The following is a 22455-nucleotide window of genomic DNA, read 5'->3' as shown; positions in this document are numbered from 1 at the left end:
ATCGTCCCACCATAGCCAACCCGGGCCCGGCGTACCAACCCACAGGTTTGTCAGGAAGCTACCGGACCGCCTCAGAGCAGCAGGGCGGCCCAGGCCGATGCCAGCAACAACAGCGCCATGCCCTGGTTGAAGCGTTTCATCAGCGACGGCGAGCGCAGCAGCCGCGCGCTGCCGACGCCGAGCAAGGCCCAACTGGCCAGGCACGGCAGCGAAACCAGGAAGAACAGCAATGCCAGCAGGCCGATCCGCCCGGCCTGTCCGGCGCCTTCCCCGGCGAACAGTGCCAGCGCGGCGAGGGCCATCATCCAGGCCTTGGGATTGACCAGTTGCAACGCCGCGCCGCCGAGCACGCCGAGGCGCCGCGGCGGCTCCGCGCCGTCGATGCCGCCCGCGCTGCGGAACAGGCTCCAGGCCAGGTAGCTGAGCCAGCCGACGCCGAGCCAGGCGAGCCCCTGCTGGAGCAGCGGATGGCGTCGCAGCAACTCGCCCAGGCCGAGCCCGAGCAGCAGGATCAGCGCCGCCACCGCCGCGCAGGCGCCGAGCACGATCGGCCAGGCGGCGGCCAGGCCGTGGCGCTGGCTGTTGCTCAGGACCAGGATGTTGGTCGGTCCGGGGGTGATCGAGGCGACGACGGCGAACAGCAGGAAGGGCACGAGGGATTGCATGGACGGGCTCCTGTGGCGGGGGAGCCTTCATCCTGGCGACGCGCCGGGCCTCAGTCTGGAAGCTGGGTGCACTGCCGGCGGTAGGCCGCCGGGGTCATCCCGTAGGCGCGCCGGAACCAGCGGCCGAGATGGCTCTGGTCGGCGAAACCGAGAGCGCTGGCGAGGTCCGCCGGTTGCCCGCCGACAGCGAGCATCTGCCGCGCCTTGGCCAGGCGCAACTGGACCAGGTAGGCGTAGGGTGGCAAGCCGTAGGCGGCCTTGAATGCACGGTTCAGGCGGAAGCGGTCGGTGCCGCAGGCGCTGGCCAGCTCGTCCAGGCCGATGTCCTGGTAGAAGTGCGCATGCAGGTAGTCGCGGGCTTTCTGCGCCACCAGCGGCAGGCGCGGATCGAATGGCTTCGCCTCGCGCCAGCCGAGGTGCACGCGCAGCCGCTCCAGCACCAGCTCCAGGGCGGTCTGCCGCAGCAGTCGCAGCTCGCGGCCATGCAGGACGCGGAAGGCCTGGGCGATGGCCAGGGTCAGGCGCGGGTCTTCGGTGAGGTTGGCGTGGAAGCCGGGGTCGCGGTCGCTGGGCGCATCGTCGAAGGTCGCCCGCAGTTCGCGCCGCAGCCAGTCCGGCTGCAGGTACAGCATCGAGTAGGTGAAGCCGCCGGCGATCGGCGCGCGACCGTCGTGGATCTCCCCCGGTTCGACCAGGAATACCTGGCCGGCGGTGCTGTCGTGTCGGCGTCGGCGGCAGTTGAATTGCTGCACGCCGATCTCGGTGTAGCCGATCAGGTAGCTGTCGTGCCAGTGCGGATCGTAGGCGTGGCCCTCGAAATGGGCGCGCAGGGTCTCGATCCCGGTCTCGGCGTCGCGGGCCAGGTCGATCCAGTCTCGGCTCCCCATCGTGCGTCAGGTCTTCCCACTCGTTGGTTTCGTCGCCGCGACTATAACGCGCCCGTCCCGGGGTTCTAGAAGATTCGTGCAGGCGGCTGCGCTCCTCCGGAGGCGGGAATTGATCGGCGTTTCTGGACAATCTATCCAGGCCGCCGCGATTACTCCGCAAGGCCGCCCTCCCTAGACTGGGTTCTCCACTCACCGCAGGAGAAACACCCCATGGTCGACCACTCCATCAAAGGCAAGACCGTCCTCATCACCGGCGGCGCCAAGAACCTGGGCGGGCTGATCGCCCGTGATCTCGCCGCCCACGGCGCGAAGGCGATCGCCATCCACTACAACAGCGCCGCGAGCAAGGCCGATGCCGACGCCACCGTCGCCGCGCTGCAGGCAGCCGGAGCCAAGGCGGTAGCGCTGCAGGGCGATCTCACCAGCGCCGCGGCCATGGAAAAGCTGTTCGCCGACGCCATCGCCGCGGTGGGCAAGCCGGACATCGCCATCAACACCGTCGGCAAGGTGCTGAAGAAACCCATCACCGAGATCAGCGAGACCGAATACGACGAGATGAGCGCGGTCAATTCCAAATCTGCGTTCTTCTTCCTGCGCGAAGCCGGCAAGCACGTCAACGACAACGGCAAGATCTGCACCCTGGTGACCTCCCTGCTTGGCGCCTATACCCCGTACTACGCCGCCTATGCCGGCACCAAGGCGCCGGTGGAGCACTTCACCCGTGCCGCTTCCAAGGAGTTCGGCGCGCGCGGCATCTCGGTCACCGCGGTCGGCCCGGGCCCCATGGACACGCCCTTCTTCTACCCCGCCGAAGGTGCCGATGCGGTGGACTACCTGAAGAACGCCGCGGCCTTGTCGCCGTTCTCCAAAACCGGCCTGACCGACATCGACGACGTGGTGCCGTTCATCCGCCACCTGGTCAGCGAAGGCTGGTGGATCACCGGCCAGACCATCCTCATCAACGGCGGCTTCTCCACCAAGTGAGCCACGCAGCGGCCGCCACGGCGGTCGCTGCCTGCCTGCGGAAACCCTTCATGCACGTGACCCTGGTAATCGCCGGCGGCATCGTCCTGCTCGGCCTGTTCCTGCTCTTCGGCAAACTCTGGGATGCCGGGCCGGCGCTCGCTGCCGGCCTGTTCCTGCCGACCTGGCTGGCCGTCGCGCTGGTCAACCTGTGGGTCGGCGTCCAGCACGCTGGCTACGGCTTGCGCGAAGAACTGCCGATCCTGCTGCTGGTCTTCCTGGTCCCGGCGGCACTGGCCGGCGTGGCGATCTGGCTGGCGCCGCGCTAGGCGGCGGCGCTTCAGACGCGGAAACGGCCGACCAGCCGCGCCAGTTCCGAGGACAGCTCGGACAGCCGGCGGCTGGCCCCGGTACCCTGCTCCGAATGTTCCGCCGCCTGGGCGGAAAGCTCGCGCACCTCGCTGATGTTGCGGGCGATTTCGTCGATTACCCGGCTCTGCTCCTCGCAGGCCGAGGCGATCTGCGCGGCGAGGTCGTTGATCCGCCCCACCGCGTCGCCGGTGGCGGCCAGCACGCCGTCGACCCCGGCGGCGCGCTCGACGCTGTCGCGCGCCTTGAGGCTGCCCGACTGCATGGCCCGCACGGCGTTCTGCACCCCGGCCTGGAGGCGCTCGATGCGCGCCTGGATGTCCTTGGTCGAATCCTGGGTGCGCGCCGCCAGCGCCCGCACCTCGTCGGCCACCACGGCGAAACCGCGCCCCTGCTCGCCGGCCCGCGCGGCTTCGATGGCGGCGTTGAGGGCGAGCAGGTTGGTCTGTTCGGCGATGCCCTTGATCACCGTCAGCACCGCGTCGATGCTGGCGGTTTCCTGGGCCAGTTGCTGGATGCTCTCGGAACTGCTCTCCACTTCCTGCGCCAACTGGCGGATCACCTCGATGGTCGCTTCCACCACGTTGGCGCCCTCGCGCGCCTGCCGGCGGGCGTCATCGGCCACCTGCGCGGCGCTCTGGGCATTGCGCGCCACCTCGTGGACGGCGCTGCTCATCTGCGTCGCGGCGGTGCTGACCTGGTCCACCGATGCGTGCTCGCTGTTGATCAGACGATCGTTGGCGGCGGTCATGCCGGCCAGCGAACCGGCTGAATCGGCGACCTCGCCGGTGACCCGGCCGACCTCGCGGATCAGCGGCTGCAACTTGTCGAGGAAGGCGTTGAAGGCGCTGCCGAGGCGGCCGGGTTCGTCGCGCGAAGTGACCTCCAGGCGCACGCGCAGGTCGCCATCGCCGTTGGCGATCTCTTCCAGGCGTTGCAGCAGACGCTGCAACGGACGGGTCACCAGGCCGGGGAACACCAGCACCAGCGACAGGCACACCAGCAGGCCGAACGCCACCAGCGCCACCTGCTGCCAGCGGTGGCGCTCGCCCAGCGCGGAGGACGCCTCGCCGTCGGCGGCCGCGGCCGCCTCTTCCATCTCGTCGAGCTGGTTGATCACCTCGCGCATCGCCCCGAACTGGCGATCGCTGTCACCGTAGCTGAGCTGCGCCGCGGCGCTCGGACCGCTGGCCGCCAGGCTCAGCACCCGCGCCGAGGTCGCGCTCCAGAGGGCATAGCCGCGCTCGAACTCGGCGACCTTGGCCAGTTCCGCCTCGCCCGGCTGCATCGCCGCGTACTGGCGCACCCGATCCAGGGCCTGCTGCAGGTTTTCCGCGTGATCGTTCCTCAGGCCGGCGATCTGCTCGGCGCTCAGGTGGCCCTCGAGCAGGCTGCGCTCGGCGACGAAGGCCTGGTAGAGATCGCGGTCGGCGTTGAGTAGCAGGGCGATGCCGGGGAGAAAACGCTTGCCCAGGCGCTGGTTGGACTCGTTCAGCTGGGCGATGCCATGCACGCCGAGCGCGCCCACCAGCAGCAGAAGCACCGCCAGCAGGAGGATGGGCAGGGCGATTTTCCTGCGGAACGACAGGTTAGCGAACCATTGCAGCATGCCGGCATCCTCGCTCGTGGCTTTCCAGGCTATCGGTCGCAGCACGACCGATCTTGAGCGACCGTACGTCCGTGCCAGTAGGAATCAGACTAGCAGGCGCAGGGTTTCGAACAGGCGCCGGTCATCCTTCTTCGCCGAGCGGGCGTGGCGGCGGATCACCTGCAGCAGGCACTCGACGAAGCATTGCGCCGGATTGCTGAGGGCTCCGCCGCGCCGGGTGATGATGCCCAGCCGTCGTGGCTCGAAGGTTTCCCGCAGCGCCAGCGGCACCACCCGGCCGAGCAACGGCGGGGCGGCGCCTATGATCGCCGGCACCCAGGTGCACATGTCGGCCTGCTCCACCAGGGTCTGCAGGATCGCCACGGAGTGCGCGCGGACGATGCGCCGCTCGTCGATCAAGGCGCCGTGGCGCCAGAACAACTCGCGCATCAGGGCGTCGTGGCCGTCGCCGGTGTAGTTCAACGCCCAGTCCTGTTCCAGCAGCTCGTGGATCGAGCCGCAACCCGCCAGCGGATGCCCCTGGCGGACCAGCACCGCGGTGTCGTAGTCGAGCAGCTTCTCGCAGGCGAACTCCTGGGCCGCCTGGGCGCCGTGCAGCGGGCCGATGGCGAAATCCATGCTGCCGTCGCGAAGCAATGGCTGGGCCACCGCCATCAGGCTTTCGAAAAGCTCCAGGCGCACCTCCGGCATGCGCTCGCGGAACGCCTGCACCGCCTCCGAGAGGAAGGTCAGCGCCACCCAAGGCGTCACCCCGATGCACAGCCGGCCGCTGGCCTGGCCACGCAGGTGGTCGAGTTCGACCTGCGCGTGCTCCAGTTGCTTGAGCACCAGCCGGGCGTGGATCAGCAGCGCCTTGCCGTATTCGGTGAAGGTCAGGCCGCTGGGCGTGCGGACGAACAGCGGCAGATGCTGTTCGGTTTCCAGTTCGCGCAGCGCGCGGGTCACGGCCGCCTGGGAAATCCCCAGGACGCGGGCGGCGGCGCGGATGCCGCCGGCGTCGGCACTGGCGACCAGGGCTTGCAACTGGTGGAGTTTCACGGGCTTACCGAGGTGACAACGAAAGGTTGTCATCATAGCCAAAGCGAGCCTCCCCGCCAGTCCCCCGCTTGCCTACCATCGGCTTCGACAACGCCCCGCCGCCCACCGGTCGGAGCCCTTGAGGAGAACAAGAAGAATGACCGAGCCTGCCGTCCTGCCCGCCATCGCGGCGCTGCGGGAAGAGATGGTTACCTTGCGCCGCCATATCCATGCCCACCCGGAGTTGGGTTTCGAGGAACGGCGAACCGCCGCGCTGGTCGCCGAATGCCTGGAGGCCTGGGGCTACCAGGTCAGCCGTGGAGTGGGTCGCACCGGCGTGGTCGGCACCCTGTGCCGCGGCGAGGGCCCAGCGCTGGGCCTGCGCGCCGACATGGACGCGCTACCGATCCAGGAAGCCACCGGCCTGCCCTACGCCAGCCAGGTGGACGGCGTGATGCACGCCTGCGGCCACGACGGCCACACCGCGATGCTCCTCGCCGCGGCCAGGCACCTGGTCGAGTCGCCGCGCTGGCGCGGCACCCTGCAACTGATCTTCCAGCCTGCCGAAGAGGGCCTCGGCGGTGCCCGCGCGATGCTCGACGACGGGCTGCTGGAGCGCTTCCCCTGCGACGCCATCTTCGCCATGCACAACGTCCCGGGATACCCCGTCGGCCACCTCGGCTTCCATCCCGGCCCCTTCATGGCCTCGGCCGATACCGTGGTCATCCGCGTGATCGGCAGCGGCGGCCACGGCGCGGTGCCGCAGCGCACCGTCGACCCGGTGGTGGTCTGCTCCGCCATCGTGCTGGCCTTGCAGAGCATCGTCTCGCGCAACGTCGACCCGCAGGACACCGCGATCGTCAGCGTCGGCGCGATCCATGCCGGGACGGTCTCCAACGTGATCCCGGCCAGCGCCGAAATGATCCTCAGCGTCCGGGCCCTGACCGCGGAAACCCGTGCCCTGCTGGAGCGCCGCATCGGCGAACTGGCCCGCGGCCAGGCCGCCAGCTTCGGCGCGCGGGCGGAGGTCGACTACCGGCATTGCCATCCGGTGCTGGTCAACCATCCCGGGCAGACCGCGTTCGCCCGCGAGGTGGCCCGCGACTGGCTGGGCGAGGAATGCCTGATCGACGGACTGCGGCCGTTCACCGCCAGCGAGGATTTCGCCTTCATCCTCGAACGCTGTCCCGGCAGTTACCTGGTGATCGGCAATGGCCAGGGCGAGAGCGGCTGCCAGTTGCACAACCCCGGCTACGACTTCAACGACGACTGCCTGGCCGTCGGCGCCAGCTACTGGGTGCGACTGGCCGAGCGCTTCCTGGCCTGAGCCAGGGTTTTCAACGGGCGCGCGGCCTGGCGCGCGCGGATCGACAGAGGACAACCACAATGACAAGAACCCTCGGCAGCATCGCCCTCTCCCTCCTCCTCGCCGCACCGGCCGGCGCCGCCGACTGGACAGGCAAGGTCCTGCGCCTGGGCGTCGACCCGACCTACCCGCCGCTCGAATACAAGCAGCCGGACGGCCGCCTGGCAGGCTTCGGCATCGAGATCGGCGAAGCCCTCTGCGCGGAGCTGCGAGCCCGCTGCGAATGGGTCGAAAGCAACTGGGACGGCATCATCCCGGCGCTGCTGTCGCGCAAGATCGACGCCATCGTCTCGTCGATGACCATCACGCCGAAACGCGCACAGCACATCGCCTTCACCGACCGCGTCTCCAACGCGCCGAGCCGCCTGGTGGTACGCCGTGGCTCGGCGCTCCTGCCCGACGCCGAGAGCCTGCGCGGCAAGCGCGTGGGGGTCGGCCAGGGCTCCAACCAGGAGGCCTACGCCAAGGCCGAATGGGCCGCCAAGGGGGTGCGGGTCGTCTCCTACCAGAACCAGGAACAGGTCTACGCCGACCTCGTCATGGGCCGCCTCGACGCCTCGCTGCAAGGCGCGGTGCAGGCCAGCTACGGCTTCCTCGACAAGCCGGTCGGCAAGGATTTCGAACTGGCCGGAGCGGTGCTGGACGACCCTCGCTACTTCGGGGTCGGCGACGGCATCGGCCTGCGCAAGGAGGACGTGGCGCTGCGCGAGGACCTGAACAAGGCGCTGGCGACGATCCGCGCCAACGGAACCTACGCGCGAATCAACGCCCGCTACTTCGATTTCGACCTCTACGGCACGCCCTGAACGGCGTCCGGCCGCTTTTCACCTCGACCGACAACAACAAGCAATGGAGAGTGAAATGTTCCTCGACGGCTTCGGCCCGCAGATACTCGCCGGCACCCTGGTGACCCTGAAACTGGCGCTGGGCTCCCTGCTCGGCGCCGTGCTCATCGGCCTCCTCGGCGCCAGCGCCAAGCTCGCCGCCAACCGCCCGCTGCGCGCCCTGGCCAGCGGCTATACGACGCTGATCCGCAGCGTCCCCGACCTGGTCATCATGCTGTTGCTGTTCTTCAGCCTGCAGATCCTCCTCAACCGCGTCACCGACGCCCTCGGCATCGGCCAGGTCGACATCGACCCGTTCGCCGCCGGCTGCGTCACCCTGGCGTTCATCTATGGCGCCTACTTCACGGAAACCTTCCGCGGCGCCTTCCAGGCGGTCCCGGCCGGCCAGGTCGAAGCCGCGCAAGCCTACGGCATGGGGCGCTGGCGAGTGTTCCGCCGGGTACTCCTGCCGCAGATGCTGCGCTACGCCCTGCCGGGCATCGGCAACAACTGGCAGGTGCTGGTCAAGTCCACCGCGCTGGTCTCGATCATCGGCCTCGGCGACCTGGTCAAGGCCACCCAGGACGCCGGCAAAGGCACCCTGCAGTTCTTCCACTTCACCCTGGTCTGCGGGCTGATCTACCTGGCCATCACCGCAATCTCCAACGCCGCGCTGCTGTGGCTGGAGCGGCGCAGCTCGCTGGGCGTCAGGAGGCCGCTGCCATGAACGCGGTACTCGACGAATACTGGCAGGCCTACCTGTGGACCGACGGCCTGCAACTGACCGGACTGGCGATGACCCTGTGGCTGCTGATCCTCGCCGTGGCGCTTGGCTTCCTGCTGGCCATCCCGCTGGCAGTGGCGCGGACCTGCGGCAACCCGCTGCTGCGCTACCCGGTCTGGCTCTACACCTACGTGTTCCGCGGCACCCCGCTGTACATCCAGTTGCTGTTCTTCTACACCGGCGTCTACAGCCTGAATGCCATACGCGCCCAGGACTTTCTCAACGCGTTCTTCCGCGACGGCTTCAACTGCACGGTGCTGGCCTTCGTCCTCAACACCTGCGCCTACATGACGGAAATCTTCGCCGGCGCGATCAGGAACACGCCCCACGGCGAAGTGGAAGCGGCGCGCGCCTACGGCATGGGCGGCTTCACCCTCTACCGGCGCATCGTCCTGCCCTCGGCGCTGCGCCGGGCACTGCCGTACTTCAGCAACGAAGTGATCCTGATGCTGCACTCCACCTCGGTGGCGTTCACCGCCACCGTGCCGGACCTGCTCAAGGTGGCCCGCGACGTCAATTCCGCCACCTATGCGCCGTTCCTGTCCTTCGGCATCGCCGGCGCGCTCTACGCCGGCACCGCCTTCCTGCTGATCTGGCTGTTCCGCCGCGGCGAGCTGCGCTGGCTGGCCTACCTCAGACCGCAAACCCACTGACCTCTCCCGGAGACACGCGCATGTACAGCCTGCAGGTCGAAGACATCCACAAGCGCTACGGCAGCCATGAGGTGCTCAGGGGCGTTTCGCTCAGGGCCGGCAAGGGAGACGTGATCAGCATCATCGGCTCCTCCGGCTCGGGCAAGAGCACCTTCCTGCGCTGCGTCAACTTCCTGGAAAAGCCCTGTGCCGGGCGCATCCGCGTCGGCGACGAGGAACTGCGCACCCGTCCCGGCGCCCTGGGCGAGCTGCGCGCCGCCGATCCCCGGCAGTTGCAGAGGATCCGCAGCCGGCTGGCGATGGTCTTCCAGCATTTCAACCTGTGGAGCCACCTGACGGTGCTGGAGAACGTGGTCGAGTGCCCGGTCAACGTCCTGAGAATGAACCGCGACGACGCCGTGGCCCGCGCGCGCCACTACCTGGCCAAGGTCGGCCTGGCGGAGAAGGTCGAACGGCAGTATCCCTGCGAACTCTCCGGCGGCCAGCAACAGCGCGTGGCGATCGCCCGCGCCCTGGCCATGGAGCCGCAGGTGATGCTGTTCGACGAACCGACCTCGGCGCTCGATCCGGAACTGGTCGGCGAAGTGCTGAAAGTCATGCAGCAGTTGGCCGAGGAAGGTCGCACCATGGTCCTGGTCACCCACGAGATGGCCTTCGCCCGCCAGGTTTCCAGCCATGTGATCTTCCTCCACCAGGGCGTGATCGAAGAGCAAGGGACGCCGGACCAGGTGTTCGGCGCGCCGCGCAGCGAGCGCCTGCGCCAGTTCCTCGCCGGCAACCTGAAATGAGCCCGGGACTCAGCGCGACGGCGCGAGGAAACGCACGAAGACCAGCTCCGGATCGCCTTCGTCGAGGTTGTCGATCACCCCGCTCGGCTGGAATCCCTCGCGCTCCAGCAGGCGCCGCATCGGCAGGTTGGAGCGGTTGCAGGAAGTGAACAGGCGGTCGCCGCGACAGTCGTCCCGCGCCTGCCGCAGCAACGCGCTGGCGATGCCGCGCCGGCGGCAGTCGGGGGCGACCGCCGCATCCTAGACGTTTTCACAGGTCAGGGCACGTCGCAGCGGCGCATGATCTATAGTCGCCCGGATCAGCCCCAGAGGATGCCGGACATGCCCCGTTCGATCGTCATCGTCCACGGCTGGAGCGACGATTCGAAGTCGTTCCGCCGCCTCGCCGAGCAGCTGGAAGCCTGGTTCGGCAGCGCGCCGACGCAGATCCGCCTCGCCGACTGGATCTCCCTGCAGGACGACGTCACCTACGCCGACCTCGCCGCCGCCCTGGATCGCGCCTGGACCGCCCAGGGACTGTCGCGGGCACCGCGCACGGTTGACGTGGTGGTGCACAGCACCGGCGCCCTGGTGCTGCGCGACTGGCTGACCCGCCACTTCGACCCCGCCAGCGCGCCGGTCAAGCGCTTCCTGATGCTCGCCCCGGCCAACTTCGGCTCGCCGCTGGCGCACAAGGGACGCTCCTTCATCGGTCGCGTACTGAAAGGCTGGAACCGCTTCGTCGGGCAGACCGGCACCAAGGTGCTGAAGGGACTGGAGCTGGGCTCGCCGTACTCCTGGCAACTCGCCGAGCGCGACCTGTTCGGCGCCGAGGCCTGGTACGGCGCCGGCCGCCTGCTCGCCACGGTGCTGGTGGGCAATGCCGGCTACAGCGGCGTCGAAGCCATCGCCAACGAAGCCGGCGGCGACGGCACGGTGCGGATCGCCACGGCGAACCTCAACGCCTGCCGCCTGAGCCTCGAACTGGATGTCCGCCAGCGCGCCAGGCCCGGCTGGCGCCTGGAAGAATCGCGCGGCGAGATCGCCTTCGCCATCGTCGACGGCGAGAACCACGCCAGCGTGGCGCTGAAGGACCGCGGACCGAAGAACCCGCATACCCTGGAGCTGATCCGCGCCGCGCTGGAGGTCGAGGACGCCGATTACCGGAGCAGCGGCGCAAGCTTCCCCTGGCAGCGCCGCATCGATCAGCTCGACCCCGGCATCGAGCGCCGCTCGCCGCGCTACCTGAACCTGGTCAGCCACGTCTGCGACGACCTCGACCAGGAGGTGCGCGACTACTTCATCCAGTTCTTCCGCAAGCTGAACAGCGACCGGCGTTTCGAACAGCGCTTCTACGAGCAGGTCATCGCAGACGTCCATCCCTACGAGGACAACCCCGCCTACCGCTCGCTGTACCTGTCGATCGAGTCCCTCGACGACCTGCTCGCCGGCTTCGCCGTGGACACCCTGTCGCTCAGCGTGTCGGCCCAGCCGCCGTTCGATCCGCCGCGCCAGCCGGTCGGCTATACCGCGGTGGGCCCCGGCGACAGCGAAGGCCTGGCAATTCCGCTGGCGCAGGTGCCGCGCTTCCTCGCAGCCCACCGCACCCTGCTGCTGCGCATCCGCCTGACGCGCCTGGTGGACAGCGGCGTATTCGTCTTCAGGAACCCCTGAATCGGCGCCCGGCCCCCCGCCCCGCTGGGCAGACACCCAGGCCGGGCGCAGGCGATCACGGTTGGCCTTCGGGCCACTCGACCCGCTGCAATGGCGCGCCGCCGCGCCCGAGGCGATGGACGATGCCGCTGCCCCGGCGCAGATCGACCCGCACCAACCGCCCGCCTTCCTCTCCACGGCCGCTGAGAAGCAGGTTGTGGGCATCCAGGCGGAACAGCCGCTCGGGACGCTCGATGGGCAGCTCCAGGGTCCAGAGCAAGCTGCCGTCGCCAGACACCGAGCTGAGCAGCAGCTCGCTACGCTCGGCCAGGCTGCGCCGGTGCAGCACCAGCCAGTTGCCGTCGACTCGCCAGGGACGGCGCGCCAACCTGGAATCGCCGCCCGGCAGCGCCGAGGCATAGCGACGGTACAACGCCTCCTCGCGCGTCTGCTCGTCGCGCCGGCGACGGTACTCGGCATCCGCCGCCGCCTCCAGGTCGGCGACCCGTTCCCGCCAGGCATCGTGCGCGGCGATCCAGCGTCGCCGTTCCTGGCGGTAGGCGTCACGCGCCGCAAGGAACGCACGGGTACTGGGAAAACGCTCCACGCGCTCGTCGAACTCTTCCGGCGGCTGCGGCTCGGGCGGCAGCGACGGACGCTGGCGCTGCCGCTCGGACGGTCGCTCGAGCAGCCGCTGCGGCTCTTCGGCAGCGGCTGGATCGGGCAGCAGGCCAGCCTGCAGGAAGGCCGCGTCGAGCAGCGGACGCAGTCGATTCTCCGCCGGCGACCGCCAATCCAGGGTGCCCAGTGACAGGCGCTGGCGTCGCGCCCGTTGGTTCGCTGCCGGCAGCGCCTCGCCACGCTCCAGCGCTCGGGCCTCGTGATCGCTGGCGAGGATCAGCAGGCGTCCGTCGGGCAGGCGCGTCAGGCCCGGCGCCTGCCAGTCGATCCCGGCATTCGCCGGCGGCGGCGGGTCGCCCTGGAAATACCGCGCGGCATCGACTTCCGGAGCTTCGCGCAGGGCCAGGCTGTCGCCGTCGAGGAACCAGACGCGGCCGTCCAGCGCGAGCATCAGCAATCCGCCCCGGCCTTCGTCGTAGCGATAGGCGTCCTTCCCCCAGGGCGCCGACTTCAACGGCAGGCCGCCAGTGCGCCGCTCCAGCTCGTCGAACGCCAGCGCAGGGGCGGCGTCGCGCCGGTCGAGTACGTAGAGTTCGTTGCGCAGGAAGAACAGGTAGCGCGACGACTGGCCCAGCAGTTCGCCGGAACCCCAGTCGTCGCCGCGCTCGTTGTCGGCATCCAGGCGCATGCTCCAGCGCAGGCTGCCGTCCTCCAGGTCGACCACCTGGGCATAGCTGCGGCTGCTGCCGTGTACCACGCCGTTGTCCACTTCGTTGGCGCGATAGTCGTCGAGGGTGAACGCCAGGTAGGAATGGCCCTGTTCCTCGAAGACCAGTTGCGGCCCGCTGAACCCGGCCTCGTCGTACTGGCCGAGAATGAAATGGATGGCCACCGGCAAACCGACCAGCAGGCCCAGGCCGAGTACCGCCCAGAGGACGGCGAAAAGCGTCGCTCCCTTCTTCATGCAACTCCCATGCGTCCCGCGATCCTGGGACCGTCCCTCAACTAGCGACGGCATGAACGGCGCATTCTAGGGAGCCGCCGGCCTCGCTTCAAAGGCGGCAAGCGGCCATCAGTGGTCCATGCTCATGGGCTTTTCGCCCCCAGCAGGACGCCGAAACCAACCAGCAGGGCGCCGAAGAACTGGTCGATGCGCCGGCGGAAACGCAGGAGCCGGCCGCGCACCGCCGGGCTCGAGAGAAAGCAGGCGACCAGGCCGAACCAGGCCACGTGGGCGAGCGCGATGAAGGCCCCGTAGCCCAGTTGCGCCGGCAACGCGGTATGCGGATCGATCACCTGCATGAACAGGCTGACCACGAACAGGCAGGTCTTCGGATTGAGCGCATTGGTCAGGAAGCCGCTGCGCAACATCGCCCAGGACGAAACCCCGGCGCCGCCCGCCGCCTCCTCCGCCACCGAGTCCTCTCGCGCCAGCAGCATGCGCAGGCCGAGGAACACCAGGTAGGCGGCGCCCGCCAGCTTCAGCGCGGTGAACAGCGCCAGCGACTCGCGCACCAGCACGCCGACGCCGAGGATGCTGTAGCCGACATGTACCGTTACCCCCGCGCCGATGCCCAGCGCGGTGAGCAGGCCGGCGCGGCGGGAATACAGCAGGCTGTTGCGCGAGACCATGGCGAAATCGGCGCCGGGGCTGATCACCGCAAGCACAGTGATGGTCAGGAAAGCTAGCAACTCTGTCATGCCTGGAAGGCTCCAAGGTAGAATGGACGACACAATCTACCGGTCTCCAGCGCCGAGCGAGAACGATGAATACTGACAATCATGGTGAGGAAAACTCACCATTCAGGCGCCGTCGCCTGCCCTCGCTGAACGCCCTGCGCTGCTTCGAGGCCGCCGCCCGCCTGGAGAACTTTTCCCGTGCCGCCGAGGCCCTGTGCCTGACCCACGGTGCCATCAGCCGCGCCGTGCGGACCCTGGAGGAGGAACTCGGTTGTGCGCTCTTCGAACGCCGCGGCCAGCGGGTTTTCCTCAGCGAGGCCGGCAGGCGCCTGCTCGCCGGCACCGGCCCGGCCCTCGACCTGATCGAGCGCACCGGCGAGACCCTGCGCGCGGAGGCCGGCCCCACCGCGCTGGTGCTGTCCTGCGAACCGACCTTGCTGATGCGCTGGCTGATCCCGCGGATCGCCGGATTCATGCAGGAACAGCCACGACTGTCGATCCAACTGGTCGCCGGCGGCGGGCCGTTCGCCTTCGGCCGCGGCATCGACCTGGCGATCCGCCGCAACGACTTCCCCTGGCCGCCCGGCAGCCATGCCCACTGGCTGTTCGACGAGCAGGTCGGGCCGGTCTGCCGGGCGAGCGACGTCGAACGGCATTTCCACCTCGATGCAGGCCCGCCCGGGCTTCGCGCCGTCGCACCGCGCCTGCACACGGCGACCCGCCCGCAAGCCTGGAACACCTGGACCCGTCTCGCCGGACAGGCGCCGGCGACGACCGAAGGGCAGCGCTTCGAGCACTTCTACCTGAGCCTGCAGGCGGCCGGCGCCGGACTCGGCGTGGCCATCGGTCCCTGGCAACTGGTGCGCGACGATCTGGCCGCCGGCCTGCTGGCGGCGCCACTGGGATTCCTCGCCGACGGCAGCAGCTATCACCTGCTGACCCCGCGACCGTTGCAGGCCGGAGAGCCTGCCACGCTGCTGCTGGAATGGCTGCGCCGCAGCGCGGCGGCCTGATGCGGCCCGCTCAGGGCCAGGCGCGCAGCGCCCGTTCGACCACCGCCAGCAGGCGCTCGCAAGGCACCCGGTCCTTGGCCTGCACGCTGAGGCCGAACAGCACGGTGGCATAGAAGGTCGCCAACTCCTCCACGTCGGTGTCCGCCGCCAGGTCGCCGTCAGCGATGCCGCGCCGCATGCGCTCACGGAACAGGCGGATCGACTCGCCGCGCTCGGCGCTCAACGCGTCCCGCACCGCCTCGCTTTCCGGGGTTCCGGTCAGCGCCGCGAGCACCACCAGGCAACCGCGCGGGAACTCGTCGGAACAGAAGCGCGCGACGGTCTCGCGGAGCAGCTCGGCCACGCCCTCGCGGGCGCTCGGCGCGCCATCGAGGACATCCCGGCGATAGCGGCCGTGCTGGCCGAGATAGTGGGCCAGGGCTTCGCGGAACAGCCCTTCCTTGCTGCCGAAGGCGGCGTACAGGCTGGGCGGCCTGATTTCCATCGCCTCGGTCAGGGCCGCCAGCGAAGCGCCTTCGTAGCCACGCACCCAGAACACGTCCATGGCTCGCTGCAGGGCGGTGTCCCTGTCGAATGCCCGTGGCCTGCCTCGCGTTGCCATCCTGACCTCCATTATTTATATCGATCACTATAAATTTACTTGACGAGCGTTGCCATCGCCATATTATTTAGCGACCGATACAGATATTCAAGCCATCTCCCTGCCGCCTTCGAAAGGAAAAGACCATGTCCAACCTGCTCCTCTCCCCGCTCGCCGTAGGCAACCTGGCCTTGCGCAACCGCATCGTCATGGCGCCGATGACCCGCTCCCGGGCGCAACAGCCGGGCGACGTGCCGACCGCCCTGAACGCTCTCTACTATGCGCAGCGCGCCGGCGCCGGGCTGATCGTCAGCGAGGGCACGCAGATTTCCCGCCTCGGCCAGGGCTACGCCTACACCCCCGGTATCTACAGCGAGGCGCAACTGGCCGGCTGGCGCCAGGTCACCGAGGCGGTGCACGCCGCCGGCGGACTGATCGCCGCGCAGCTCTGGCATGTCGGGCGCATGTCGCATCGCTCGCTGCAGGCCGGCGGCGAGGCGCCGATCGCGCCCTCGCCGATCCAGGCCAAGGCCCAGGTGTTCATCGCCGATGGCCAGGGCGGCGGGTCCATGGCGCCCGCCGACGCGCCGCGGGAAATGACCCTGGAAGACATCCGCCGGGTCCGCGACGAATTCGTCCGCGCCGCACGCAACGCGCTCGACGCCGGCTTCGACCTGGTCGAGCTGCATGGCGCCAATGGCTACCTGATCGACCAGTTCCTCGCCAGCGCCAGCAACCGGCGCAGCGATGCCTATGGCGGTAGCCTGGAGAACCGCGCGCGGTTCCTGCTGGAGATCGTCGACGCGCTGGTCGCCGCGGTCGGTGCCGAGCGCGTCGGCCTGCGCCTGTCGCCCTGGGGCACGATCAACGACATGCACGACGACGAGCCGGAAGCGATGACCCTTTACCTCGCCGAAGCCCTGCAGCGACGCGGCATCGCCTACCTGCACCTGGCCGAGTGGGAATGGAGCGGCGGCCCGGCCTACCCGCAAGGCTTCCGCGAGCGCCTGCGCGAACGCTTCCGCGCGCCGCTGATCGTCTGCGGCAACTACGACGCCGAGCGTGCCGAAGCGATACTCCAGGCCGGACTGGCCGACGCGGTGGCGATCGGCCGGCCGTTCATCGCCAACCCCGACCTGGTCGAGCGGATCCGTCTCGGCGCGCCGCTGGCCGAGGCCAACCAGGCGCGGTTCTACGGTGGCGACGCTGCCGGCTACACCGATTACCCGACCCTCGGCCAGTCCGCTACGGCCTGATTCCCTTCCCTCCCATGCATCGTTCCCGGGCGCGGCCACGGCTGCGCTCGCGGAGGAGTCTTGCCGTGCTATTGCCGATCCTCCTGCTGGCCGCCGCCGGCTTCACCATCCTGACCACCGAGTTCGTCATCGTCGGCCTGCTCCCGGCGCTTGCCGCAGACCTCCAGGTCAGCGTCGCCCAGGCCGGCCTGCTGGTCAGCCTGTTCGCCTTCAGCGTCGCCGCCTTCGGTCCGTTCCTCACCGCCGCGCTGGCGGGCGTCGAACGCAAGCGGCTGTTCGTCGCCTGCCTGCTGCTGTTCGCCGCGGCCAATGCGCTGGCCGCCGTGGCCGGCGATATCTGGACGATGGCCGTGGCGCGCTTCGTCCCGGCCCTGGCGCTCCCGGTGTTCTGGGCCATGGCCAGCGAAACCGCCGCGCACCTGGCCGGCCCCTCGCGCGAAGGGCGCGCCGTGGCGCTGGTGTTCTTCGGCATCGTCGCCGCCACCGTACTTGGCATTCCCATCGGCACGCTGATCGCCGACGCCTGGGGTTGGCGCCTGGCATTCGCCGCACTCGCCGCGCTGGCCCTGGCCAAGGCGCTGCTGCTGGCCGCCTGGCTGCCGCGCATTCCCGGACGGCCGGGCATCTCGCTGCGCAGCCAGGCGAGCGTGTTGCGCCAACCGCTGGTGCTCGGCCACCTGTTGCTGTCGCTGCTGGTCTTCACCGGCATGTTCACCCCCTACACCTACCTGGCCGACATCCTCCAGCGCCTGGCCGGCTTCAGCGGTTCGCTGGTCGGCTGGACGCTGATGGGCTTCGGCGCGGTAGGCCTGCTCGGCAACTGGCTCGGCGGGCGCCTGGTGGATCGCAGCCCGCTGGGCGCAACCCTGCTGTTCGTCCTGCTGATGGCGCTGGGCATGCTCGCCCTGGTGCCGACCCTCGGCAACGCCTGGCTGCTCGCCGCCACCCTGGCGACCTGGGGCGTGGCCCAGGCAGCACTGTTCATCGTCGGCCAGGTGCGGGTGATGAAGTCCGCGCCGCGGGCCCCGGCGTTCGCCGCCTCGCTGAACATCTCCGCCTGCAACGCCGGGATCGGCATCGGCGCCCTCGCCGGCAGCCGGGTGATCGACGGCAGCGGCCTGGCGCCGCTCGGCGAGGTCGGCGCGCTGGTCTGCCTGGCGGCGATGGCCGTGGCCCTGCTGCTGATGCTGGCGCCACGCCAAGCTGCCACCGAGCCGTCCCTCGGCGGCCAAATCCCTCACTGAGCCCACCAAGGAAGCACAACCATGATCCTCGATAGACTCTGCCGCGGCCTCCTGGCCGGCATCGCCCTGACCTTCTCCCTGGGCGGCTTCGCCGCCGAGGAATTCCCCGTCCCGAATGGCTTCGAAAGCGCCTACCGGGAAGTCGACGGCGTGAAGCTGCACTACGTGAAAGGCGGCCAGGGGCCGCTGGTGATGCTGGTACACGGTTTCGGCCAGACCTGGTACGAATGGCACCAACTGATGCCGGAACTGGCCAAGCGCTTCACCGTGATCGCGCCGGACCTGCCCGGCCTCGGCCAGTCCGAGCCGCCGAAGACCGGCTATAGCGGCGAACAGGTCGCCGTCTACCTGCACAAGCTGGCCCGGCAATTCAGCCCGGATCGCCCGTTCGACCTGGTGGCCCACGACATCGGTATCTGGAACACCTACCCGATGGTGGTGAAGAACCAGGCCGACATCGCCCGCCTGGTGTACATGGAAGCGCCGATCCCGGACGCGCGGATCTACCGCTTCCCGGCCTTCACCGCCCAGGGCGAGTCGCTGGTCTGGCACTTCAGTTTCTTCGCCGCCGACGACCACCTGGCGGAAACCCTAATCGCCGGCAAGGAACGCTTCTTCCTCGAGCACTTCATCAAGTCCCATGCCAGCAACACCGAGGTGTTCAGCGAGCGCCTGCTGGATCTGTACGCCAGGTCGTACGCCAAGCCGCACAGCCTGAACGCCTCGTTCGAGTACTACCGCGCGTTGAACGAGAGCGTGCGGCAGAACGCCGAACTGGCGAAGACCCGCCTGCAGATGCCAACCATGACCCTCGCCGGCGGCGGCCACGGCGGCATGGGCACGTTCCAGCTGGAGCAGATGAAAGCCTATGCGGAGGACGTCGAAGGCCATGTCCTGCCCGGCTGCGGCCACTGGCTGCCGGAAGAGTGCGCCGCGCCGATGAATCGCCTGGTGATCGACTTCCTCAGCCGCGGTCGCTGAGTCGTCCCGGTCCGGGCGATCAGAACTGCTCGCCCGGGCAAAACAGGCAGCGCAGCAGCAGGGTCATGAGCACGACAGCGCCGGAAACCAGCAGGTAAGGCAACGGGGAGAACAGGTCGTCCTGGTCCTTGCCATCGTGCTCACTACTCATGCTCTCACCTCGAGAATCGTCATGGCGGAAAAGACGCAGGATATGCACTTGCCGTCCTTGAAAGTGCACGGCGAAGTGTTCGAAGACTATAGAAACGAAGCGATCGAGTTCAATTACATCTGTGTCAGCTTGCTGTCGGCAAAACGTCAGCGGAAAGACAACGGAATATATTTCCCGATAATGCTTGAGGGTCAGCCGCGCCCCGCCCCAGGCTCTGCCGGCGTGGCGCGAGTGCCGGGGCGAAGGAAAAACCAACTTACAATGATCCCGACCCGGAATTATTCCGCCAAGTAGCTTCCGCTTCGGAAAAAAGCGACTCGCAGCACTGTTTCGGTGCAATAACGTCACATTTGAAAGTTTCGATTAAGTTTTCCGTTATCGATTATCCATAAATACGTTTGATCGCTCTCCGGACGTTTCATAGATTGCACGCCTTCACTCTCTGCGAGGCATTCCCGTGACGCATCCAGCGACCGTCTACAGCCTGTCCACCCGCCTGCTGCACTGGAGCATGGCGTTCTGTTTCATCGGCGCGATCGTGCTGGCCTATTTCGTCATCTGGGTGCTCGGCCACGACCACCCACAGCGCCTGCCGGTACTCAACCTGCACTGGGTGCTGGGCCTGCTGGTCGGCCTGCTGCTGATCCCTCGGATCGTCTCGCGGCTGCGCGGGCCGCGCCTGCCAGCGGTCCCCGGGACGCCGCTGGAGCACTGCCTGGCGCACTACGCGCACCTGTCGCTGTATGCCTTGATGCTGGTGATGCCGCTCACCGGCTACGTCGGCACCCGCCTGCCCACCGACTTCGGCCTGTTCGTGGTACCCAGCTTCAAGGACACCGCGCTGTTCGCCTGGATTTCGCAAACCTGGAACCTGAGCTGGGAGGCATTCGAGAAGCCCTTCGACGCCGTTCACCGCATGGTCGGCCTGTGGCTGAGCACCTCGGTGGTGCTGCTCCATGCGCTCGCCGCCGGCTATCACCAGTGGGTCCGCCGCGACGGCACCCTGGAGCGCATGCTCGGCCGTCGCCAGCGCCGCTGAGCGGGGCCCTTCGTCGGCTCTCGCGGCGGACCGGCGACGATCTGCTATAGAGGTAGGGACACGCAGGGAAAACCTCGCCGCCCCGAGGCTCCTCCGTGGCAACCACAGGCGTCGCGCAGGTAGCCGGGTCGGCCTCCGACAGAGAGGAGCATGCCATGGCCAGCCTGCACTGCCAGCACCGCAGCTACACCATCACCGCCGACGTCGTCGAGCATCCGGGCATTCCCACGCCCTGGGCCGGTGGCTGCCACATCACCGATCCCGAAGGCCACACCAGCAAGCGCATCGCCCTGCCCGTGCGCTTCGCCTTCCTCGCCGACCTGGAAAACGCCCAGCGCGCCTCCATCGCCCACGGCAAATGGCTGGTGGACCAGCGCCTGGACCGCGGCAAGGCGCTGTTCTGAAGCGCACAACGAAAACGGCCCTCGCAAGGAGGGCCGTCGTTCATCGCGGCGCGGCTCAGGCGCTGCCGGCTTCAGCGGTTTCGCTGCGCCGTCGCGGCGGCGCGCCATGGCTGTCGTCGCCGGCCAGCGGCACTTCGTTGCCCTGGGCGTCGTACAGCTTGCCGTCGAGGAAATAGTCGCCTTCGTGCAGGGCGGCGATGTCCTGGTAGCGCAGGGTCCGCTCGCTGGCGGCGACGAACACCGACTGCTGGTCGGAGTTGCCGGCGGTGAAGTGGTTGAACGCCAGGTTGAGCAGGATCGCCATGATCGCCGAGGAACTGATGCCGGAATGGAAGATGGTGGCGAACCAGTTGGGGAAGTGATCGTAGAAGGTCGGCGCGGCGATCGGGATCATGCCGAAGCCGATCGAAGTGGCGACGATGATCAGGTTCATGTTGTTGCGGTAGTCCACCTTCGACAGGGTGCGGATGCCGCTGGCGGCGACCGTGCCGAACAACACGATGCCGGCGCCGCCGAGCACGGCGGTGGGCACCGCGGCGATCACCCGGCCCATCACCGGCAGCAGGCCGAGGATCACCAGGAACAACCCACCGGTGGCGACCACGTAGCGGCTCTTGATCCCGGTCACCGCCACCAGGCCGACGTTCTGGGCGAAGGCGCTCTGGGTGAAGGAGCCGAAGATCGGCGCTAGCATGCTGGAGAACATGTCCGCGCGCAGGCCGTTGCCCAGGCGCCGCGAGTCGACCTTGGTGTCGATGATCTCGCCTACCGCGAGGATGTCCGCCGAGGTTTCCACCAGGGTCACCATGATCACGATGCACATCGAGATGATCGCGGCGACCTGGAAGGTCGGCATGCCGAAGTGGAACGGCGTGGGAAACGCCACCAGCGGGCCTTCGGTGACCTTGGAGAAGTCGGCCATGCCGAGGAACACCGCGATGACGGTGCCGATGACCATCGCCAGGAGGATCGACAGGCGCGAGATCGAGGCGCTGCCGAGCTTGCTCAGCAGCAGCACGATGACCAGGGTGATCGCCGCCAGGCCGATGTTGGCCATGCTGCCGAAGTCCGGCGCGTGGCTGTTGCCGCCCATCGCCCAGCGCGCGGCGACCGGCATCAGGGTCAGGCCGATGGTGGTGATGACGATGCCGGTCACCAGCGGCGGGAAGAATTTGGTGATGCGCGAGAAGATCGGCGTGATCAGCAACCCGATCAGCGAGGCCGCCATCACCGCGCCGAGCACTGCGGGAATGCCGCCGCTGCCACCGCTGCCGATGATCGCCACCATGGTCGCCACGCCAGCGAAGGACACCCCCTGGACCAACGGCAACTGACAGCCGAAGAACGGCACGCCGAGGGTTTGCAACAGGGTCGCCAGGCCGCCGGCGAACAGCGAAGCGGCAATCAGCAGGCCGATGTCGCCGGGCGCGAGGCCGGCGGCCTGGCCGAGGATCAGGGGGACCGCGACGATACCGCCATACATGGTCAGCACATGTTGCAGGCCGTAGGCCATGTTGGCGCCGACACCGAGGTTCTCGTCTTCAGGCCGTGGAACGGGTGGGGTTCCGGAGGACGTCGTTTTCATGGTGCGCTGTTCTCGCTTTTATTGTTGTGCGCACACTGTAGACAATTCGATCCGAAAATATCCAGACAAATGTATACAAAATTTCCGACAAATCTGTGACAGCGCTGGTGCCAGCCACTTCCGCTCGCGCGCTTATCCGCGCGCCAGACGGTTTCCTTCCTGCTGCACCATCCTCCCAGCCCCGACCAACGGCCATGGGCCCGCGCCGAAGGGCATTAACGATAGAAAGCCGCCCTCCATCCCGCCAGCGAGCTATCAGCAATTCTTCCACAAAAAGTTGATGAAATTCACATTTCAGGAATTACGCCAGGACAGCCCGGAAAGCGCTCCTAGTCTGGCAGTCA

Annotated in this window: 24 protein-coding genes; 14 read left to right on the top strand and 10 right to left on the bottom strand. The window is 68.3% G+C overall.

Features of this window, described 5'->3' with window-relative positions; translation table 11 throughout:
• Positions 1 to 71: 71 nt before the first annotated feature.
• Positions 72 to 665, bottom strand: coding sequence for a LysE family translocator (locus tag ACM0M4_RS11395; protein WP_003114018.1), 594 nt, complete (start codon positions 663 to 665; stop codon positions 72 to 74).
• Positions 666 to 715: 50 nt separating this feature from the next.
• On the bottom strand, positions 716 to 1552 hold the full coding sequence (locus tag ACM0M4_RS11390; RefSeq protein WP_003091026.1) for an AraC family transcriptional regulator: 837 nt from the start codon (positions 1550 to 1552) through the stop codon (positions 716 to 718).
• Between the two features lie 210 nt (positions 1553 to 1762).
• Between ACM0M4_RS11390 and ACM0M4_RS11385 the strand changes: the two genes are divergently transcribed.
• Complete coding sequence (locus ACM0M4_RS11385; RefSeq protein ID WP_003101432.1) at positions 1763 to 2536, top strand: SDR family oxidoreductase; 774 nt, start codon at positions 1763 to 1765, stop codon at positions 2534 to 2536.
• Between the two features lie 50 nt (positions 2537 to 2586).
• The gene (locus ACM0M4_RS11380) at positions 2587 to 2844 is read left to right on the top strand and encodes a hypothetical protein (RefSeq protein WP_003101434.1); all 258 of its coding nucleotides are present in this window, start codon (positions 2587 to 2589) and stop codon (positions 2842 to 2844) included.
• A gap of 11 nt (positions 2845 to 2855) precedes the next feature.
• Here ACM0M4_RS11380 and ACM0M4_RS11375 read toward each other — a convergent pair whose 3' ends face one another.
• Positions 2856 to 4493: a methyl-accepting chemotaxis protein gene (locus ACM0M4_RS11375; RefSeq protein ID WP_031756501.1), complete on the bottom strand. Its 1638-nt coding sequence runs from the start codon at positions 4491 to 4493 to the stop codon at positions 2856 to 2858.
• Between the two features lie 84 nt (positions 4494 to 4577).
• Positions 4578 to 5567: a LysR family transcriptional regulator gene (locus ACM0M4_RS11370; protein ID WP_003119833.1), complete on the bottom strand. Its 990-nt coding sequence runs from the start codon at positions 5565 to 5567 to the stop codon at positions 4578 to 4580.
• Positions 5568 to 5667: 100 nt separating this feature from the next.
• Here ACM0M4_RS11370 and ACM0M4_RS11365 point away from each other — a divergent pair, with 100 nt between their 5' ends.
• From ACM0M4_RS11365 to ACM0M4_RS11345, 5 genes are read left to right on the top strand one after another with little or no spacing between them, the layout of a single operon-like run.
• The gene (locus tag ACM0M4_RS11365; protein ID WP_003101441.1) at positions 5668 to 6837 is read left to right on the top strand and encodes a M20 aminoacylase family protein; all 1170 of its coding nucleotides are present in this window, start codon (positions 5668 to 5670) and stop codon (positions 6835 to 6837) included.
• A 59-nt stretch (positions 6838 to 6896) separates the two neighbouring features.
• Positions 6897 to 7682 carry an ABC transporter substrate-binding protein gene (locus tag ACM0M4_RS11360; protein WP_003101442.1) on the top strand — a complete coding sequence of 262 codons (786 nt, stop codon included), beginning with the start codon at positions 6897 to 6899 and terminating at the stop codon, positions 7680 to 7682.
• A gap of 55 nt (positions 7683 to 7737) precedes the next feature.
• On the top strand, positions 7738 to 8427 hold the full coding sequence (locus ACM0M4_RS11355) for an ABC transporter permease (protein WP_003091034.1): 690 nt from the start codon (positions 7738 to 7740) through the stop codon (positions 8425 to 8427).
• Complete coding sequence (locus ACM0M4_RS11350; RefSeq protein WP_003091035.1) at positions 8424 to 9137, top strand: ABC transporter permease; 714 nt, start codon at positions 8424 to 8426, stop codon at positions 9135 to 9137. The genes ACM0M4_RS11355 and ACM0M4_RS11350 overlap by 4 nt, the downstream gene beginning before the upstream one ends.
• A gap of 20 nt (positions 9138 to 9157) precedes the next feature.
• Complete coding sequence (locus tag ACM0M4_RS11345; protein ID WP_003091036.1) at positions 9158 to 9925, top strand: ABC transporter ATP-binding protein; 768 nt, start codon at positions 9158 to 9160, stop codon at positions 9923 to 9925.
• A gap of 9 nt (positions 9926 to 9934) precedes the next feature.
• On the opposite strand, the gene ACM0M4_RS11340 is transcribed toward ACM0M4_RS11345, so the two are convergent.
• Positions 9935 to 10117 carry a hypothetical protein gene (locus tag ACM0M4_RS11340; RefSeq protein ID WP_003091037.1) on the bottom strand — a complete coding sequence of 61 codons (183 nt, stop codon included), beginning with the start codon at positions 10115 to 10117 and terminating at the stop codon, positions 9935 to 9937.
• Between the two features lie 129 nt (positions 10118 to 10246).
• Between ACM0M4_RS11340 and ACM0M4_RS11335 the strand changes: the two genes are divergently transcribed.
• Positions 10247 to 11578, top strand: coding sequence for an esterase/lipase family protein (locus ACM0M4_RS11335; RefSeq protein ID WP_221345536.1), 1332 nt, complete (start codon positions 10247 to 10249; stop codon positions 11576 to 11578).
• Between the two features lie 55 nt (positions 11579 to 11633).
• Here ACM0M4_RS11335 and ACM0M4_RS11330 read toward each other — a convergent pair whose 3' ends face one another.
• Positions 11634 to 13142, bottom strand: coding sequence for a PA2928 family protein (locus tag ACM0M4_RS11330; protein ID WP_033999387.1), 1509 nt, complete (start codon positions 13140 to 13142; stop codon positions 11634 to 11636).
• Positions 13143 to 13264: 122 nt separating this feature from the next.
• Positions 13265 to 13879 carry a LysE family transporter gene (locus ACM0M4_RS11325; protein WP_003114008.1) on the bottom strand — a complete coding sequence of 205 codons (615 nt, stop codon included), beginning with the start codon at positions 13877 to 13879 and terminating at the stop codon, positions 13265 to 13267.
• Positions 13880 to 13944: 65 nt separating this feature from the next.
• Here ACM0M4_RS11325 and ACM0M4_RS11320 point away from each other — a divergent pair, with 65 nt between their 5' ends.
• A complete protein-coding gene (locus ACM0M4_RS11320; RefSeq protein WP_003122498.1) occupies positions 13945 to 14871 on the top strand; it encodes a LysR family transcriptional regulator in 927 nt (308 codons plus the stop codon).
• Between the two features lie 10 nt (positions 14872 to 14881).
• Here the strand turns inward: ACM0M4_RS11320 and ACM0M4_RS11315 are convergent, their stop codons facing one another.
• Complete coding sequence (locus tag ACM0M4_RS11315; RefSeq protein ID WP_003119828.1) at positions 14882 to 15472, bottom strand: TetR/AcrR family transcriptional regulator; 591 nt, start codon at positions 15470 to 15472, stop codon at positions 14882 to 14884.
• Positions 15473 to 15597: 125 nt separating this feature from the next.
• Between ACM0M4_RS11315 and ACM0M4_RS11310 the strand changes: the two genes are divergently transcribed.
• The 3 genes from ACM0M4_RS11310 to cif all read left to right on the top strand — a co-directional run bounded on the left by ACM0M4_RS11310 (position 15598) and on the right by cif (position 18932).
• Positions 15598 to 16707 carry an alkene reductase gene (locus ACM0M4_RS11310; protein WP_003101455.1) on the top strand — a complete coding sequence of 370 codons (1110 nt, stop codon included), beginning with the start codon at positions 15598 to 15600 and terminating at the stop codon, positions 16705 to 16707.
• A 65-nt stretch (positions 16708 to 16772) separates the two neighbouring features.
• Positions 16773 to 17951, top strand: coding sequence for an MFS transporter (locus tag ACM0M4_RS11305; RefSeq protein WP_003114005.1), 1179 nt, complete (start codon positions 16773 to 16775; stop codon positions 17949 to 17951).
• 21 nt (positions 17952 to 17972) lie between these two features.
• Positions 17973 to 18932, top strand: coding sequence for a CFTR inhibitory factor Cif (cif, locus tag ACM0M4_RS11300; protein ID WP_033998526.1), 960 nt, complete (start codon positions 17973 to 17975; stop codon positions 18930 to 18932).
• A gap of 19 nt (positions 18933 to 18951) precedes the next feature.
• Here the strand turns inward: cif and ACM0M4_RS11295 are convergent, their stop codons facing one another.
• Positions 18952 to 19083 carry a hypothetical protein gene (locus ACM0M4_RS11295; protein WP_003091046.1) on the bottom strand — a complete coding sequence of 44 codons (132 nt, stop codon included), beginning with the start codon at positions 19081 to 19083 and terminating at the stop codon, positions 18952 to 18954.
• A gap of 457 nt (positions 19084 to 19540) precedes the next feature.
• Between ACM0M4_RS11295 and ACM0M4_RS11290 the strand changes: the two genes are divergently transcribed.
• Together ACM0M4_RS11290 and ACM0M4_RS11285 are read left to right on the top strand one after the other, a co-directional pair.
• Positions 19541 to 20122: a cytochrome b gene (locus ACM0M4_RS11290; RefSeq protein WP_023109459.1), complete on the top strand. Its 582-nt coding sequence runs from the start codon at positions 19541 to 19543 to the stop codon at positions 20120 to 20122.
• Positions 20123 to 20277: 155 nt separating this feature from the next.
• Positions 20278 to 20526 (top strand): hypothetical protein, encoded by a 249-nt coding sequence (locus ACM0M4_RS11285; protein ID WP_003091048.1) that lies wholly within the window; start codon positions 20278 to 20280, stop codon positions 20524 to 20526.
• Positions 20527 to 20581: 55 nt separating this feature from the next.
• Here the strand turns inward: ACM0M4_RS11285 and ACM0M4_RS11280 are convergent, their stop codons facing one another.
• Complete coding sequence (locus ACM0M4_RS11280; protein WP_031754642.1) at positions 20582 to 22111, bottom strand: nucleobase:cation symporter-2 family protein; 1530 nt, start codon at positions 22109 to 22111, stop codon at positions 20582 to 20584.
• Positions 22112 to 22455 lie beyond the last annotated feature (344 nt).

Origin of the sequence: Pseudomonas sp. 18-147 (assembly GCF_051048045.1) — a bacterium.
GTDB lineage: Bacteria > Pseudomonadota > Gammaproteobacteria > Pseudomonadales > Pseudomonadaceae > Pseudomonas > Pseudomonas aeruginosa.
The sequence above is the reverse complement of the archived record's forward strand: the minus strand, read 5'-3'. Positions and strand labels throughout refer to the sequence as shown.

Excerpts from the sequence above, each read along its gene's own strand:
- ACM0M4_RS11295 (WP_003091046.1), bottom strand. The coding sequence starts at position 19,083 with ATGAGTAGTGAGCACGATGGCAAGGACCAGGACGACCTGTTCTCCCCG.
- ACM0M4_RS11375 (WP_031756501.1), bottom strand. The coding sequence starts at position 4,493 with ATGCTGCAATGGTTCGCTAACCTGTCGTTCCGCAGGAAAATCGCCCTG.
- ACM0M4_RS11380 (WP_003101434.1), top strand. The coding sequence starts at position 2,587 with ATGCACGTGACCCTGGTAATCGCCGGCGGCATCGTCCTGCTCGGCCTG.
- ACM0M4_RS11350 (WP_003091035.1), top strand. The coding sequence starts at position 8,424 with ATGAACGCGGTACTCGACGAATACTGGCAGGCCTACCTGTGGACCGAC.
- ACM0M4_RS11280 (WP_031754642.1), bottom strand. The coding sequence starts at position 22,111 with ATGAAAACGACGTCCTCCGGAACCCCACCCGTTCCACGGCCTGAAGAC.
- ACM0M4_RS11315 (WP_003119828.1), bottom strand. The coding sequence starts at position 15,472 with ATGGCAACGCGAGGCAGGCCACGGGCATTCGACAGGGACACCGCCCTG.
- ACM0M4_RS11370 (WP_003119833.1), bottom strand. The coding sequence starts at position 5,567 with ATGATGACAACCTTTCGTTGTCACCTCGGTAAGCCCGTGAAACTCCAC.
- ACM0M4_RS11335 (WP_221345536.1), top strand. The coding sequence starts at position 10,247 with ATGCCCCGTTCGATCGTCATCGTCCACGGCTGGAGCGACGATTCGAAG.
- ACM0M4_RS11285 (WP_003091048.1), top strand. The coding sequence starts at position 20,278 with ATGGCCAGCCTGCACTGCCAGCACCGCAGCTACACCATCACCGCCGAC.
- ACM0M4_RS11385 (WP_003101432.1), top strand. The coding sequence starts at position 1,763 with ATGGTCGACCACTCCATCAAAGGCAAGACCGTCCTCATCACCGGCGGC.
- ACM0M4_RS11310 (WP_003101455.1), top strand. The coding sequence starts at position 15,598 with ATGTCCAACCTGCTCCTCTCCCCGCTCGCCGTAGGCAACCTGGCCTTG.
- ACM0M4_RS11345 (WP_003091036.1), top strand. The coding sequence starts at position 9,158 with ATGTACAGCCTGCAGGTCGAAGACATCCACAAGCGCTACGGCAGCCAT.
- ACM0M4_RS11390 (WP_003091026.1), bottom strand. The coding sequence starts at position 1,552 with ATGGGGAGCCGAGACTGGATCGACCTGGCCCGCGACGCCGAGACCGGG.
- cif (WP_033998526.1), top strand. The coding sequence starts at position 17,973 with ATGATCCTCGATAGACTCTGCCGCGGCCTCCTGGCCGGCATCGCCCTG.
- ACM0M4_RS11320 (WP_003122498.1), top strand. The coding sequence starts at position 13,945 with ATGAATACTGACAATCATGGTGAGGAAAACTCACCATTCAGGCGCCGT.
- ACM0M4_RS11360 (WP_003101442.1), top strand. The coding sequence starts at position 6,897 with ATGACAAGAACCCTCGGCAGCATCGCCCTCTCCCTCCTCCTCGCCGCA.
- ACM0M4_RS11330 (WP_033999387.1), bottom strand. The coding sequence starts at position 13,142 with ATGAAGAAGGGAGCGACGCTTTTCGCCGTCCTCTGGGCGGTACTCGGC.
- ACM0M4_RS11325 (WP_003114008.1), bottom strand. The coding sequence starts at position 13,879 with ATGACAGAGTTGCTAGCTTTCCTGACCATCACTGTGCTTGCGGTGATC.
- ACM0M4_RS11355 (WP_003091034.1), top strand. The coding sequence starts at position 7,738 with ATGTTCCTCGACGGCTTCGGCCCGCAGATACTCGCCGGCACCCTGGTG.
- ACM0M4_RS11365 (WP_003101441.1), top strand. The coding sequence starts at position 5,668 with ATGACCGAGCCTGCCGTCCTGCCCGCCATCGCGGCGCTGCGGGAAGAG.
- ACM0M4_RS11395 (WP_003114018.1), bottom strand. The coding sequence starts at position 665 with ATGCAATCCCTCGTGCCCTTCCTGCTGTTCGCCGTCGTCGCCTCGATC.